General features: G+C 61.9%; 11 protein-coding genes. 9 read left to right on the forward strand and 2 right to left on the reverse strand.

The features are described 5' to 3' along the window. Window positions 1-90: 90 nt before the first annotated feature. Window positions 91-1,116 carry a TRAP transporter substrate-binding protein DctP gene (dctP, locus tag G5V57_RS14765; RefSeq protein WP_165168229.1) on the reverse strand — a complete coding sequence of 342 codons (1,026 nt, stop codon included), beginning with the start codon at window positions 1,114-1,116 and terminating at the stop codon, window positions 91-93. A gap of 255 nt (window positions 1,117-1,371) precedes the next feature. On the opposite strand from dctP, the gene G5V57_RS14770 reads away from it, so the two are divergent. Continuing rightward, window positions 1,372-1,779: a RidA family protein gene (locus tag G5V57_RS14770; RefSeq protein ID WP_165168230.1), complete on the forward strand. Its 408-nt coding sequence runs from the start codon at window positions 1,372-1,374 to the stop codon at window positions 1,777-1,779. A gap of 21 nt (window positions 1,780-1,800) precedes the next feature. Here the strand turns inward: G5V57_RS14770 and G5V57_RS14775 are convergent, their stop codons facing one another. Beyond that, window positions 1,801-3,219, reverse strand: coding sequence for a PLP-dependent aminotransferase family protein (locus tag G5V57_RS14775; protein ID WP_165168231.1), 1,419 nt, complete (start codon window positions 3,217-3,219; stop codon window positions 1,801-1,803). 236 nt (window positions 3,220-3,455) lie between these two features. On the opposite strand from G5V57_RS14775, the gene G5V57_RS14780 reads away from it, so the two are divergent. The 8 genes from G5V57_RS14780 (at window position 3,456) to G5V57_RS14815 (ending at window position 13,493) form a co-directional block, all read left to right on the forward strand. Beyond that, complete coding sequence (locus tag G5V57_RS14780; RefSeq protein ID WP_165168232.1) at window positions 3,456-4,796, forward strand: extracellular solute-binding protein; 1,341 nt, start codon at window positions 3,456-3,458, stop codon at window positions 4,794-4,796. A gap of 17 nt (window positions 4,797-4,813) precedes the next feature. Further along, a complete protein-coding gene (locus G5V57_RS14785; protein ID WP_165168233.1) occupies window positions 4,814-5,770 on the forward strand; it encodes a carbohydrate ABC transporter permease in 957 nt (318 codons plus the stop codon). After that, entirely contained in the window at window positions 5,770-6,642 is an 873-nt protein-coding gene (locus tag G5V57_RS14790; protein WP_165168234.1) for a carbohydrate ABC transporter permease, read from the forward strand. The genes G5V57_RS14785 and G5V57_RS14790 overlap by 1 nt, the downstream gene beginning before the upstream one ends. A 10-nt stretch (window positions 6,643-6,652) precedes the next feature. Next, window positions 6,653-7,750: an ABC transporter ATP-binding protein gene (locus tag G5V57_RS14795; protein ID WP_256378671.1), complete on the forward strand. Its 1,098-nt coding sequence runs from the start codon at window positions 6,653-6,655 to the stop codon at window positions 7,748-7,750. 62 nt (window positions 7,751-7,812) lie between these two features. Further along, window positions 7,813-9,105: a DUF4038 domain-containing protein gene (locus G5V57_RS14800; protein WP_165168235.1), complete on the forward strand. Its 1,293-nt coding sequence runs from the start codon at window positions 7,813-7,815 to the stop codon at window positions 9,103-9,105. Further along, a complete protein-coding gene (locus G5V57_RS14805; protein ID WP_165168236.1) occupies window positions 9,095-11,062 on the forward strand; it encodes a hypothetical protein in 1,968 nt (655 codons plus the stop codon). Before G5V57_RS14800 ends, G5V57_RS14805 begins: the two co-directional genes overlap by 11 nt. Further along, entirely contained in the window at window positions 11,055-12,206 is a 1,152-nt protein-coding gene (locus G5V57_RS14810) for a DSD1 family PLP-dependent enzyme (protein WP_165168237.1), read from the forward strand. The genes G5V57_RS14805 and G5V57_RS14810 overlap by 8 nt, the downstream gene beginning before the upstream one ends. Before the next feature lie 27 nt (window positions 12,207-12,233). Further along, window positions 12,234-13,493, forward strand: a complete 1,260-nt coding sequence (locus tag G5V57_RS14815) for a D-amino acid dehydrogenase (protein ID WP_165168238.1) — start codon at window positions 12,234-12,236, stop codon at window positions 13,491-13,493. The last annotated feature ends 10 nt before the right edge of the window (window positions 13,494-13,503 follow it).

Consider the following 13,503-nt stretch of genomic DNA (forward strand, 5'->3'; position numbering starts at 1 on the left):
CAAATCTCTTCCACCGCGGGATCCAACGCTCCACGTCACCGAGCCCTTATGTTTTGCCCACTTTGCGTGACGCCCCCGCCACCGAGGCGATCAAGCGCCGGCTTTATTGATGCGCTCGAGCATGCCCGTCGGCCAGGCCTTGGCGAAATCCGATTCGACGAATTTCTTCTGCACCTGATCGCGGAAGACGGCGACATCGGGTGTGGTGACCTTGACACCCTTGCTCTCGAAGAAAGCCTTGGCGTCCTTCTCAGTCGCGGCGACGCCTTCGTCGCTGAGCTTCTTGCCGGCCGCTTCCGCCTTCTCGACGGCGGTCCTGAGCTCGGGCGAAAGGCCGTCCCAGAATTTGCCGGCGACGGTGACGAAGTTGCTGGCGATCAGATGGCCGGTGAGCACCACTTGCTCCGTCACTTCGTAGAACTTCGATGCCATCGCGTCGGGCAGGGGATTTTCGAGGCCGTCGATCGTGCCCGTTTGCAAGGCGAGGTAGATTTCCTCGAAAGCCAGCGGCGTCGCATTGCCGCCGAGCGCATTGCCGAGGAACAGCCAGGATTCCGCCGCCGGCATACGTAGCTTGAGACCGGCAAGATCGGCCGGCGTTTTTACATCTCGCGCCTGTCGCAATATGACGTGTCGGGCTCCGAAATACTGGCTGCGCAGGATCTGCACGCCGATGTCCTTCGCGATCCGTGCTTTGTACTCGGTACCGATATCGCCGTCGAAGACCGCATCGAGATGCGCCGCGTCGCGGTAGATGTAGCCAGTGGTGAAGATGGAATATTCCGGAATGAGGGCGGCATAGTCCTGCGGTGTAATCACGCCGCATTCGAGATTGCCACGCTGCATGGCCTCGATTTCGGTGCCCTGCGCAAACAAGGTTCCGTTGTAGTGGATCTGCACGTCGAAGGCGCCGGGGGCTTCCTGCTCCAGTACTTCCTTGAATTTGACGAGGCCTTTGGATTGCCAGTCGTCCGCGGGGCCAGGGGTCGACATGCGTAGCTGCGTAGCGGCGCGCCCGGCCTTTATGACGAAAGGCATGGCGAGCGCGGCTGTGGCTGCGGTCAATATGGTCCGACGCGAGAAATGATGCCGAGATGATGTGTGCTTGTCGGTCATGGGTCTCTCCCTATTTGGTCTTTTGTACGCCCCTGACGATGGAGCCCCGGACGCAGTCAGGATTGTCCTCATAAAAGTACATTACTCGGGGTCAAACACAAGAAAAAAGTAGGCTGACATTCTTGATTAGAAGAAAGCTTTTAAAATAAGGTATTTGAGTATGATGAATATGAGAGTTAAGTATTGTACTTGACGGAAGTACAAAATCACGTTTTGCTGAAACACGGGGAGACTAACGACAACAGGGAGATTCACATGACAGCGCAGCGCGGTGCCACCAAGCGAGCGATCAGCACCAGCAAGGCGCCGGCACCCACGGCGAGTTATTCGCAAGCGATTGTCGCCAATGGCCTCGTCTGGGTATGCGGGCAGGTCGGCAACACCGCCGCCGTCACGGGCAAGGCGATCAGCGATGACATCGGCGAGCAGACCCGGCAGGCCATCCGCAACATCGAGATCATCCTCGCCGAAGTGGGCTCAGGCCTGGCGGATATCGTGATGGTCCACGTCTTCGTCGACACGCTGATCGACTTCCCGGCATTCGATGCCGCGTTTCAAGAGGTGATGCCGAAGCCTTTCCCGGCGCGCGTTACGGTGTCGGGCGGCGTCGATCCGTTCCGTGTCGAGATTGCTGTGACGGCCGTTGTCCCGCAGGGCTCTTGAGTGAGCCGGAGCCGGGTTCGCCTAAACGATAGGAAGTGCGGCGGCGTGATCGGAGTGCACCAGCTCCGCCAGGGTCGCCAGCGCCTGCTTGACACGCGCCTCGCTCGTTTCGCTGCACAGGCACAGACGCACCCCGCCCGGATCTTTACCGGGCACGACTGTGAAGGCATCGCCGGGCGTGACCGCGACGCCGCGTGCCAAGGCGTCGGCGACGAAAACTGCGCTGCGCATGTCGGAGGGCAGCCTCAGCCAATAATGCATCGAGGTGGGCGCCGGTCCGGCTTCACCAAGGATCGATGCCGCGAGCAGTTGGCGGCGGCGGGCGGCGGCGGTCTGAAATTTGATCGCCTCGCGGCCCGCACCGCTATTGATCAGATGGGTGGTGAGTTCGAGGAGCAGAGGCGACACCATCGCCGTCGTCGCCCGCGTCGAGGCGCGCATGGATTTATGGAGTCGCGGCGGCACGGCCATGAAGCCTATCCGCAAGGTCGGCGCGATCGATTTCGACAGGCTGGTCAGATAGATGGTGATGTCGCGCGCCAGCTGGCAATAGGGCGTGGCGCGCGGCTCGACCAGAAATCCATAAGCGTCGTCCTCGACGATCAGCACATTGTGGGCGCGCGCGATGCGCACGATGTCCTGGCGGCGCGCGAGGCTCGCTGTCGCCGTCGTCGGATTGTGCAGCGTCGGCATCGTATAGACGAAGCGCGGCCGATGCGACAGGCAGGCTGCTTCGAATGCTTCCGGCACCAGGCCTTCACTATCGATCGCCACGGGCATCAGCCGGATGCCGGTCAGGCGGCCGACCGACAAGGCGCCGGGCCAGGTCAATTCCTCGGTGAGCACCGTATCGCCGGGCCGTGCCAGCGCCAGGAAGATGGTCATCAGCGCCGTCTGGCCGCCGGACACGGCATAGATGTCGTCGGCCGGCGCGTCGACCCCGAGCTCGCGCAGCCAGGCGGCGCCGGCTGTCCGATGCTCCAATTGTCCTTGCGGCGGCTGGTAATGGGCGAGGTCGTCGAGATCCGGCTTCTTCGCGATGGCTTTGAGCGCTTCGCGCAAGCGTTCGCCCGTGCCGTCCGACAGAGGTTCGTTGAGGCTGAGATTGATCGCGTCTTCGCGCTGCATCAAGGGCAGATAGAGCCGCTCGAGGGGGCGCAGCACCTCGCGGTTCGAGATGAGGTCGTTGTCCTTGTCGCTCGCCAGCACGAAAGTGCCGCGCCCGACAGTGCCGCCGATGAGGCCGCGTCGGCCGGCTTCCGCATAAGCGCGCGACACTGTGCTGACCGCGACGCCGAGGCGTTTGGACAATTCCCGATGTGTCGGCAATTGCGCACCGGGCGCCAGACGGCCGCTGCGGATTGCCTCTTCCAGTGTATCGGCAAGCGAAGTGGCGACATCGTCACGCCGGACGGGCCAGCCGGAATACCACTCGCTCATTCAAACCCCATATTGTTTCTATGCAGGTACATTTTCCGGACGCGGCCCATTGGCAATGATCGAATCTTAGTACAATCAGCGCTAGAAACAAGAAATCCCGCATAAATGTCAACTCATTCGATTGACAGCCCCGCCTGCACAGGCGTACAACAAGATTGTACTCAGGATCAGTACATAAGTCATCCAGAGACCTTTCTGGTCATCCGGAGGCAACAAAGAGGGGTGGAAACAGCATCATGAATCAGCGAATTCATCGGCAAATCCATGCGCTTTCCGATTCCCATCTGGCTGGAAAGCTGTCACGCCGCGCCTTTGTCACGCGGCTCCTTCAAATGGGCCTGACGACCGCGGCGGTCGCTTCCATTGCTGCCGAGTTCCGCCCGGCCTATGCGGCGAGCAAGGGCCTCAAGGGTCATGTGCGCTTCCTGGTCGGTCCATGGTCGGAACGCGAGGTCGACAATCACAAGCATATCGCCGCGGCATTCAACGCGCTTCACCCCGACGTGACCTTCGATTTCCGCCTGTATCAGTGGGCGACAGCGGCCCAAGAGATCAGTGCCTCCGTGGCTGGGGGCGGCCATGATATCTATATGACGACTGAAAGCTCGTATCCCGATTATGAGGCCGGTACGGGCTTCGAGGACTGGACCGGGCGGATCAATGATCCGGCGTTCGCCACCGAAAAGGCCAAGTACCTCTATTGGGATCGTACCGAAAGCTATGGACCAAAACTTCTCGGCCTGCCCATCAGCTGGCATGTCGAGGATGCCTTGTTCGTCAATATGGATAAGGTCCGCGCCGCGGGGCACGACGAGAACTTCGTCAACAGCTGGGACAAATTCGTCGATTGCATCGGCAAGATGACAAAGGAAGGTGAGACCTATGGTTTGGGGATCGGCATTCAGCTCGGCGGCTATGGCGAATGGTATCAGCGCTTGCGCTCCGCCGGCGGCTCCTATCTGACACCGGATCTCAAGGCCCCCAATGTTAATCGCCCGGAAGTGGTGCAGGTCACCGAGCAGATGGCAGATCTCTTCAAGAAGGGCATAGCGCCGCCGCTCGGCACCTACAGCTATGACGCGGCGCCTGCCGCTTTCGCCGCCGGCAAGCTCGCCATCTTGTCTTCGGATCTTGCCGGCACGACCGTGTTGCCGAAGAAGGTCCCCTTCGACTGGAAACTTCTGCCTTATCCGCCCGGGCCGGTCGCCCAAGTCAATTTCAACGACCTGACCTATTACATGACCAATGCCAAGTCGCCGGACAAGGACCTGTTGTGGGAAGTCATGACATTCTGGACGAACGGTACCAATGATGCGTTTTGGGCGGACAATTCTGGCACCTATCCGGCGCGCTCCGATGCCGCCCAGAATGGCTACGGCACCAATGCCGCGCCGCAGCTTGCCGAGGCCTTGCCGCTATTCGTAAAATACGCGGTCGGCATCGAGAACTTCCCGCAATGGGCGACTGTCGAAGGTCTGGCGGAGGCCGAGATCCAGAACTGCTATGCCGGCAAGGTGACGGCGGCCGAGGCCGTCGCCAATGTCGAGAAGATCGTGAAAAGCGAAGTCGGACTCTAAGCACAGGGAATGCCGGCATGAGTCTTGATGCCGCGACTATGCCAAGCGCGCATCCCGGCCGGCTGCGCCTGTCGGCCGAAGACCATCGCCGCTTGCGGCGCAAAGCGAGGCTCGGTCGCGAGATCCTCGGCTGGGCGTTTCTCGGACCGATGTTTGCGTGCTTCGTGATTTTTCTCGTGCTGCCGGTCATCGGCACCCTATGGTGGAGTTTGCGCTCGGGCGGCCTCGGCGGCGATACGAAATTCGTCGGCCTCAAGAACTTCACTGACCTTCCCGATATTGTGGGCGCCTCGACGGCAATCGGGAACACGCTGCTCTTCGCGCTGATCTCGGTGCCGCTGATCCTCATCGGCGCGCTCGCCATTGCGCTCATCCTGGCGCGCATCGAACGCGGCGGCTCGGTCTACCGCTTTCTCATCTATTTCCCGGTCCTCGTGCCGGGCGTCGTCGCCGCGCTCATCTGGCTGTTCATGACCAATGTCGACTTCGGGCTGTTCAATCAGGTGGCGCGATGGTTCGGCGGCAGGCCGGTCGTTTGGCTCGGCGCCGACAACGCCTTGATCGTCCTCGCCATCCTCGATGTCTGGCGCAATGTCGGCTATTGGGCGCTATTCTTCGTCGCGGCGATCATTGGCCTGCCCAAGGAGCTTTATCAGGCAGCCGAGCTCGACGGGGCTCCCGCCTGGGCGCGCTTTCGTTATCTCACCTTGCCATTGTTGCGCCGGATCATCTTTTTCGCGGTCGTCGTGGCGACGATCTGGGGCTTGCAGGTCTTTGACACAGCCCTCGTTCTCACCAGCGGCGGCCCCGGTACGGCGACGACGACGGTTATCTACCGCATCTGGCTCTATATGTTCGGCGCCACCAATAAGATCGGCATTGCCTCGGCGATCTCTCTGGTTCTCATCGTGGCCATTCTCCTCCTCACACTGGTCCAGATGCGGCTTCTGCGCGGCAGGAGAGGGGGAGACTGATGGTAGCGGCGGCTCATCATAGTGCTGAAGAACATGCGCGCATCAGGCTGAGGCGCCGACGCTGGAAGGAATTCGCGCGGCATTGTGTTCTGGCGCTCGTCGCCTTCATCCTGGTGGCGCCTTTTTATTATGTTCTCCTTGCCTCGCTGAAGGACAGCACCGAGATATTCAGCTATCCGCCGAAATTGCTGCCGATCCCGCTCTATTTCGGCAATTACAGCGATCTCTTGTGGAACACCGGCTTCCTGCGCTGGATGTTCAACACCTTGTTCGTCGCGACGAGCGTGACCGTGCTCAAGGTCTTCCTCGATTCGCTGGCGGGCTATGCCTTGGCCAAGATCGAGTTCACCGGCAAGCGCATCGTCTTCATGCTGATGCTGGTCCTGCTGATGGTGCCGATCGGGGCCTTGATCGTGCCGCTCTGGTCGCTCGTCTCGTCGCTTGGCCTCATCAACACCTATCTCGCTTTGATCCTGCCGCCCTTGGCCAATCCCTTGGGTGCCATACTGATGCGGCAATTCATCTTAAGTCTGCCGCGCGATCTCGAAAATGCCGCGCGCCTCGACGGATTGAGCGAATTCGCGATCTATTGGCGCATTGTTCTGCCGCTCATCAAGCCGGGCCTCGTGGTTCTTGCGGTCATCATCTTCACCGATCAGTTCATGAGCTTCACCTGGCCGCTGATCGCCACGACCAGCGACGAGTTGCAGGTACTGACCGTCGGCATTGCGGCGCTGCGCGCCCATGGCGGTGCCAATTATGGCTTGTGGTCGGCCTCCGCCGTCATGTCGCTGGTCCCGATCGGCATATTCTTCTTCGTGCTGCAGCGCCAGTTCCTGGCGCGTTCATTGGCCGGTGCCTTGAAACAATGAGGATCGTCCATTGACCGCCATCGACACTCAAAACGAACCCGCCATAGAGCTGATCGAGGTCGCTAAACACTATGGCAATGTCACCGTGCTTGAGGGCGTCACTCTTACCGTAGCGCCGGGCGAGTTCATCGCTCTCCTCGGCCCCTCGGGCTGCGGCAAGAGCACGCTCCTCAAGCTCATCGCCGGGCTCGACGAATTGAGCGGCGGCGAAATCTACATCGGTGGCCGCCTGGCCAATTACCTGAAGCCGGCCCACCGCGATGTAGCCATGGTGTTCCAGAATTATGCGCTCTACCCTCATATGACGGTGCGCGAGAATCTCGGCTTCCCGTTGAAGATGGGCGGTGTCGAGCGTGAGGTGGTGCGCTCCAAAGTGGAGGCCGCCGCCGGCCTGCTTCAGCTCTCAGGCCAGCTCGACAGGTTTCCTGATGAATTGTCGGGCGGCCAGCGCCAGCGCGTGGCGCTCGGCCGCGCCATCGTGCGCGAGCCCTATGTCTTCCTGATGGACGAGCCCTTGTCCAATCTGGATGCGCTGCTGCGTGTCGAGATGCGCGCCGAGCTTGTCAGGCTGCACAAGCGCGTCGGGCGCACGACAATCTATGTGACCCATGATCAGGTCGAGGCTATGACCATGGCGAGTCGCATCGTGCTGATGAATCGCGGTATCATCCAGCAGGTCGGGACACCCGCCGAGATCTATTCGACACCCGCCAATACTTTCGTGGCGACCTTCGTCGGCAGTCCGCCGATGAATCTGTTCAAGGGCAACCTCGAGCGCAGCGGACAGCAGATGATGTTCCGAGGTCCATTCGAGGTCGTGATCGACACAATAGCGCCGGCCGGGCCGGTGACGATCGGCATCCGGCCGGAGCATGTCGAGGTCGGCGACAGCGAGGTCAAAGCAGGCCTTGCCGCCGTGATCGATGCTGTGGAACGCGTTGGCCCCGATGCCTATTTGCGGGCGACGAGCCCTCAGGGTGTTGCGTTGACCGCCCGTGTTGATGGCGCGACGACACCGCGCGAAGGCGATCGCATCTGGCTCCGTTTTTCGACGCAGCATCTTCGCCTGTTCGATGCGGCGGGCAATCTCGTGATGGGGAAAGCGTGATGATCGGGAGAGAGGGCCAGGCGATGCATCGTTACCATCAGGTTCATCCAACTGAGCCGACAATGGGTAAAACGGTTCTTCCCGATCCGGTGCCGACGGCCCGCTATCCGCTGTCGATTTCTGCCGACCACCGGCGCCTGCTCGATGCCGATGGCCGGCAATTCCTGATCCAGGGCGATGCCGCCTGGTCGCTCATCGCCAATCTCGATTACACCGATGCCGTGCGGTATCTCGACGACCGCAAGGCAAAAGGCTTCAACACCATCATCGTCAGCCTTGTCGAGCATTGCTATTCGCAGGACCCGCCGCGCGATCTGGCGGGGCGCGAACCTTTCACCACACCTGGCGACATGAGCACGCCCAACGACTCCTATTTCGATGCGGCCGAGCGCGTCCTCGCTGCTTCAGCCGAGCGCGGCATTGCCGTCATCCTCGCGCCGGCCTATATCGGCTACCGGCGCGACCGCGGCAAAGGCATCTCGCCGCATCTCGACGGTTGGTACGACGAGATCGTTGCGACGGGTCCCGAAGGCTGCCGCAAATATGGGAATTATCTCGGCCGCCGCTTCGGACGTTTCGCCAATATCATCTGGTGCATCGGCGGCGATTGGCATCCGGAGAAGACGCGGCCGGGGCTCGATGCCGTGGCCCAGGGTCTGCGTGAAGCGGGCGTGCGTACGCTCTTCACCGGCCATACGCATCCCGAATTCTCGGCCGCGGATACTTTCGAAGGCTCCGACTGGCTCGACCTCAACATCACTTACACGTACGGCATCGTCCATCGCCTGCTGATCGAGGACTGGCAGCGCCGGCCGGTCATGCCGTTCTTCCTCATCGAGTCGACCTATGAAAGCGAGCACAATGCCAGCCATCAGCAGATCCGCCGCCAAGCCTATTGGTCGGTTCTGTGTGGCGGCAACGGCCATTGCATGGGCAATCATCCGATCTGGCTTTTCGGCGAGGGCTGGCAAGATGCGCTCGACCTGCCGGGCTCGCTGGCCATGGAGCGGTGGGGAGATTTTTTCCGCAAGCTGCCCTGGAGCGAACTCGTGCCCGACCTCGAGCGCGAGCTGGTTTCAGCCGGTTTGGGCGAAGCGCGCGGCCTCGACCGTGTGACGGTAGCACGCACCGCCGATGAGCGTCTCGGTGCTGCATATCTGCCCGTCTGCCGACCCGTCGAAGTGCAGCTTGGCAGCCTGAAAGGCCCCAGGCTTTCCGTCGAATGGTTCGATCCGGCGAGCGGCCGGCAGGTTTCCGGCGGCATCTTGCTGGCAAAAGGGTCGGCGGTGCTGGCGCCGCCTTTCACGGAAGATTCAATGCTCGTTCTGAGATCGATCGGGGACGATGATGATTGAACGCTCGATCGCGCTCTTCGGCACAACGCAGCCCATCCCCGACAGGATCGAGCTGAAGGCAGGACCGCTTTCGGTGACATTGGAAAACGGGGCGCTGCGCTGGATCCACTTGGGCGACATCGAGGTGCTCCGCGCCATCGCCTTCCTTGTGCGCGACCGCAATTGGGATACGCCTGAGCCGCATCTTTCGAATGTCATGGTCGATCAGGACAAGAACGGGTTTCGCGTCAGCTTTGACGCGTTCTGTCGCACCAGTGACGGTGAGTTGCCCTGGTCGGCCGAGATCGTGGGTGAGGCGGACGGAACGCTACGCTTCACCGGCACCGCCAGCCCGCGTCAGGATTTCATCACCAACCGCACCGGCTTCGTCGTTCTGCATCCACTTGAGGGCGTTGCCGGCTGTCCGGTCGAGGTCACGCATACAAGCGGCGTAAAGCGAAAAGCGCGCTTTCCCGACTTCATCGACCCCGAACAATGCTTCTTCGATATTCGCAGCCTGTCGCACGAGACGGCACCTGGTGTGTGGGCGACCTGCACCATGGAAGGCGATATGTGGGAGATGGAAGACCATCGCAATTGGCTCGATGCGTCCTTCAAGACCTATGTCCGGCCGCTCGCTTTGCCGTTTCCCTATACGATCGCCGGCGGCAGCCGCGTGACCCAGAGCGTCACGCTAAACTTTTCCGGAAAGGGGTCGAGATCGCCGAAGGCGGCGGGCGATAGACCGGTCGAGATCACACTCTCCACGGGAACCACGCGGATGCCCTTGATCGGTCTGCGTGCACCGGTCCAGTGGCTCGATGAGGTCAATGCGGTCGAGGGGCTTGGGCGCGAGGCGGGCGCGCAATTGCTCAATGCGCGGTTCGACCCGCGCCAGGGCCACGGTGTCCGCGAGCTGCAAAAATTTGCCAATCTGGCGCAACGGATGGATGCGGGCCTGGCGCTGGAACTGGTCGTGCCTTGCCGGCGCGATGCCGCGGTAGAGCTGGCGGAGTTTGCCGACCAGCTCGGCCAGTCCGGCGCGCAACTGGAATCAATCGCGGTCGCCGTGGCGGAAGACCGCATTCGCCTGGAGCCGGGTCCGCCGCCGCCATCGCTGGCGCTGCTGGGTGAGGTACATCGTGCGGCGCGCGCCGCCTTGCCGGGCATGACGATCGGCGGCGGGACTTTCGGCTTCTTCGCCGAGCTCAACCGCAATTGGCCACCCATTGGCTTGATCGACTACGTCACCCACATCACCTGTAGCGTCGTTCACGCGGCCGATGACCGGACGATGATGGAGAATCTGGATTCTTTCCGCGCCATGACGCGGACGATCCGGGCCTTTGCAGGAGCCAAGCCTTATCGCCTGATTGCCGTGGGCTTGGGCTTAGAGAGCGGGCCCTATAGTGAGCCGTCACCCAACCCCGATAACTCGCGCCGCACCATGGTGCGCATGGATCCGCGCCAGCGCGGTCTCTTCGCGGCGGCCTGGACGCTGGCGGCGCTCGCGGAGGCAGCGCAAGCCGGCATAGCTGCTGTCAGTCCTGCCGCTTTGGCGGGCGAGCTCGGGATCATTCATCGCCGGATGTCTCACGGTCAGCCGTGGTTCGATGCCAGTGCGCATCCCTCTGTCTATCCGCTCTATCACGTGGTGCGAGGCATGGCGCGGGCAGCCGGACAGCCTTGCTTCGACGCGCTGTCGTCACATTCGGCCCGGATACGGGCGACCGCCTATCGCGACGCGAAAGGCCACAAGATTCTGTGGATCACCAATCTCAGCGACCAATCGCAACGCGTGGTCTTGCCGGACCATACGGGCGATTTCGCCATGAGCCGCCTTGATGAGGAGACTTTCGAGGAAGCGGCCGTCGATCCGGCTTTCCTCGACAACACAAGCACGAACCTTGCGAGCCGTGAGATCGAAATCAGGGCGTATGGCGTCGCCCGTATAGAGATGAGGGACAGGAATGGTTGAGCATCACAAAGCGACTCTCGGGCCGAACGCAACATTCATCGGCGTCAAAGGCGGACGCAAGCGGCTCAATACGCCCGCTTTGCTGCTCGATCTTGATGCGCTCGAGCGCAATATCGCGACGATGGCCGCGCATGCGAAGAAGGTCGGCATCCATGTGCGTCCGCACAGCAAGGGTGCGAAATCGGTCGAGATCGCCCGCCGGCAAGTCGCGGCAGGCGCCATAGGTATATGTTGCGCGACTTTGGGCGAGGCGGAGGCGTTGGCATCGGGCGGCATTGCCAATCTCCTGATCACCTCACCGGTCGTGACGCCGGTAATGATCGATCGGCTGATTGCGCTCAATCTCAAAAGCCAGGGGCTGATGCTCGTGGCCGACAACCCCGCCAATGTCGATGCGCTGGCTGCCGCCAGCGCCAATGCCGGCCGGCGCCTGTCGCTGGTCGTTGAATTCGATGTGGGCCAGGGCCGCACCGGCACGACCAGCGTCGAGATGGCGGCGGCGCTGGCGCGGCAGATCAAGGCTTCATTGCATCTCCATTATGCCGGCGTGCAGGCCTACTACGGACATCTTCAGCACATTCCCGCTCATGCCGAGCGCAAGGCGGCGGCCGCCGCGCAGATGGACCGCGTCCGGGCGCTTCTCGATCACCTGAAGGCGGCGGATCTTGCACCGGCCCTGGTCACTGGCGGCGGGACCGGCACATTCGACATCGATCCCGATGGCGGCGTCTATACGGAAGTCCAGGCGGGATCCTATCCCTTCATGGATCGCGAATATCTAGAAATCGCCATGACGGCGGGCGGCGCCTCGCCCTTTGCCGCCGCCCTTTTCGTGCAGACCTCGGTGGTGAGCGCCAATCGCGAGGGTTTCGCCATCGTCAATGCCGGATATAAGTCCTTCGCGACCGAAGGCGGCCCACCGGTTGTCGCCTCCCCGGAGCTTCCCGGCGCCAGCTACCGTCTGATGGGCGATGAGCATGGCGGTGTCCAATATGATGCGCAAAAGGCTGAACTGAGAATCGGCGATGTCGTCGAGTTCCTGACCCCGCATTGCGATCCGACGATCAATCTCTATGACCGCTATCACTGCGTGCGCGGCGATACACTCGTCGACATATGGCCGGTGGATGCGAGAGGCAGGTAGAATGACAGACCGGGAAGGGGAGGCGTCATGAAGGTCATCGTACTGGGAGCCGGCGTCGTGGGTACGGCCACGGCCTATTTCCTTGCCCGCCGCGGCTTCGAGGTCGAAGTGATCGAACGCCAGCCAGGAGCGGCGCTCGAAACCAGTTTCGGCAATGGCGGCGTCATCCATGCGAGCGAGGTGGAGCCCTGGTCGCAACCCGGCATGCCGATCAAGATCCTGAAATGGCTGGGCAAGGAAAATGCGCCGCTCCTCGTGCGCTATGGCGCTCTCCCCAAGATGTGGCGCTGGGGATTGAAGTTCATCGCCAATTGCACGGCGGAGAATTTCCGCCGCAACACCTTGGCCAATTTGCGGCTCGCCCTGCACAGTCTTGACGTACTTCAGCAGATCCGTGCGCAAACCGGCATAGAATATGACCTGCGCACGCAAGGTGTGTTGAAGATTTATACCGATCCGCAGTCGCTGAAAGCCGGCATCGCCACCGCGAAATTCCTGTCGGGCTCCGGCCTGACCTTCGCCGAGGCCGATGTGGCGGAATGCGTGCGGCGCGTGCCGGCACTCAAGGCCACGGAATCGACATTGGCTGGCGGCATCTATTTTCCGCGCGATGAAGTCGGTGACTGTCACAAATTCACGACCGGCCTGGCACAGCGATGCGCTGAGCTGGGCGTTACATTCCATTATGGGACGACGGTCCAGGGGCTCGAGCGCGGCGGCGGCGGGGTCACGTCCGTTGTCACCAGCCGCGGCGCGTTGCGCGCGGACAAGTTCGTCGTGGCGCTCGGCAGCTTCACGCCACTCGTCCTGCGCCGCCTCGGCATCAGTGTTCCGATCTATCCGGTGAAGGGGGTCACGATCACCGTGCCAGCTCAGGCCTGGCCCGAGCGTCCGCCGATCCCGGTCATCGATGACGGGCGTATCTTCGGTCTCGTGCCCCTAGGCGAGCGGATGCGGGTATCGGGTTCAGCCGAGGTGGCGGGATATGACACGACGCCGAGCCCGGCCCGATGCCAGGCCATCGTCAACAATGTCATCAGCGTGTTTCCCGATTTCGCCAGATGCGTCGATCCCGCGACCGCGAAATACTGGGCCGGCGTTCGGCCCGTCACGCCGAGCGGCACGCCCATTCTCGGCCGTTCGCCGCTGGCAAATCTTTTCATCGCCGCGGGACATGGCCATCTCGGCTGGACCATGGGATGCGGCTCAGGCGAGGTCGTGGCGGCGATGGTGGCCGGCGATCCGCCGGCGATCGATGTCGCGGGCTTTGCACTCGATGATCATTGATAGAACGGAA

This window comes from Nordella sp. HKS 07, from assembly GCF_011046735.1.
GTDB lineage: Bacteria > Pseudomonadota > Alphaproteobacteria > Rhizobiales > Aestuariivirgaceae > Taklimakanibacter.

Excerpts from the sequence above, each read along its gene's own strand:
- dctP (WP_165168229.1), bottom strand. The coding sequence starts at position 1,116 with ATGACCGACAAGCACACATCATCTCGGCATCATTTCTCGCGTCGGACC.
- G5V57_RS14770 (WP_165168230.1), top strand. The coding sequence starts at position 1,372 with ATGACAGCGCAGCGCGGTGCCACCAAGCGAGCGATCAGCACCAGCAAG.
- G5V57_RS14775 (WP_165168231.1), bottom strand. The coding sequence starts at position 3,219 with ATGAGCGAGTGGTATTCCGGCTGGCCCGTCCGGCGTGACGATGTCGCC.
- G5V57_RS14780 (WP_165168232.1), top strand. The coding sequence starts at position 3,456 with ATGAATCAGCGAATTCATCGGCAAATCCATGCGCTTTCCGATTCCCAT.
- G5V57_RS14785 (WP_165168233.1), top strand. The coding sequence starts at position 4,814 with ATGAGTCTTGATGCCGCGACTATGCCAAGCGCGCATCCCGGCCGGCTG.
- G5V57_RS14790 (WP_165168234.1), top strand. The coding sequence starts at position 5,770 with ATGGTAGCGGCGGCTCATCATAGTGCTGAAGAACATGCGCGCATCAGG.
- G5V57_RS14800 (WP_165168235.1), top strand. The coding sequence starts at position 7,813 with ATGGGTAAAACGGTTCTTCCCGATCCGGTGCCGACGGCCCGCTATCCG.
- G5V57_RS14805 (WP_165168236.1), top strand. The coding sequence starts at position 9,095 with ATGATGATTGAACGCTCGATCGCGCTCTTCGGCACAACGCAGCCCATC.
- G5V57_RS14810 (WP_165168237.1), top strand. The coding sequence starts at position 11,055 with ATGGTTGAGCATCACAAAGCGACTCTCGGGCCGAACGCAACATTCATC.
- G5V57_RS14815 (WP_165168238.1), top strand. The coding sequence starts at position 12,234 with ATGAAGGTCATCGTACTGGGAGCCGGCGTCGTGGGTACGGCCACGGCC.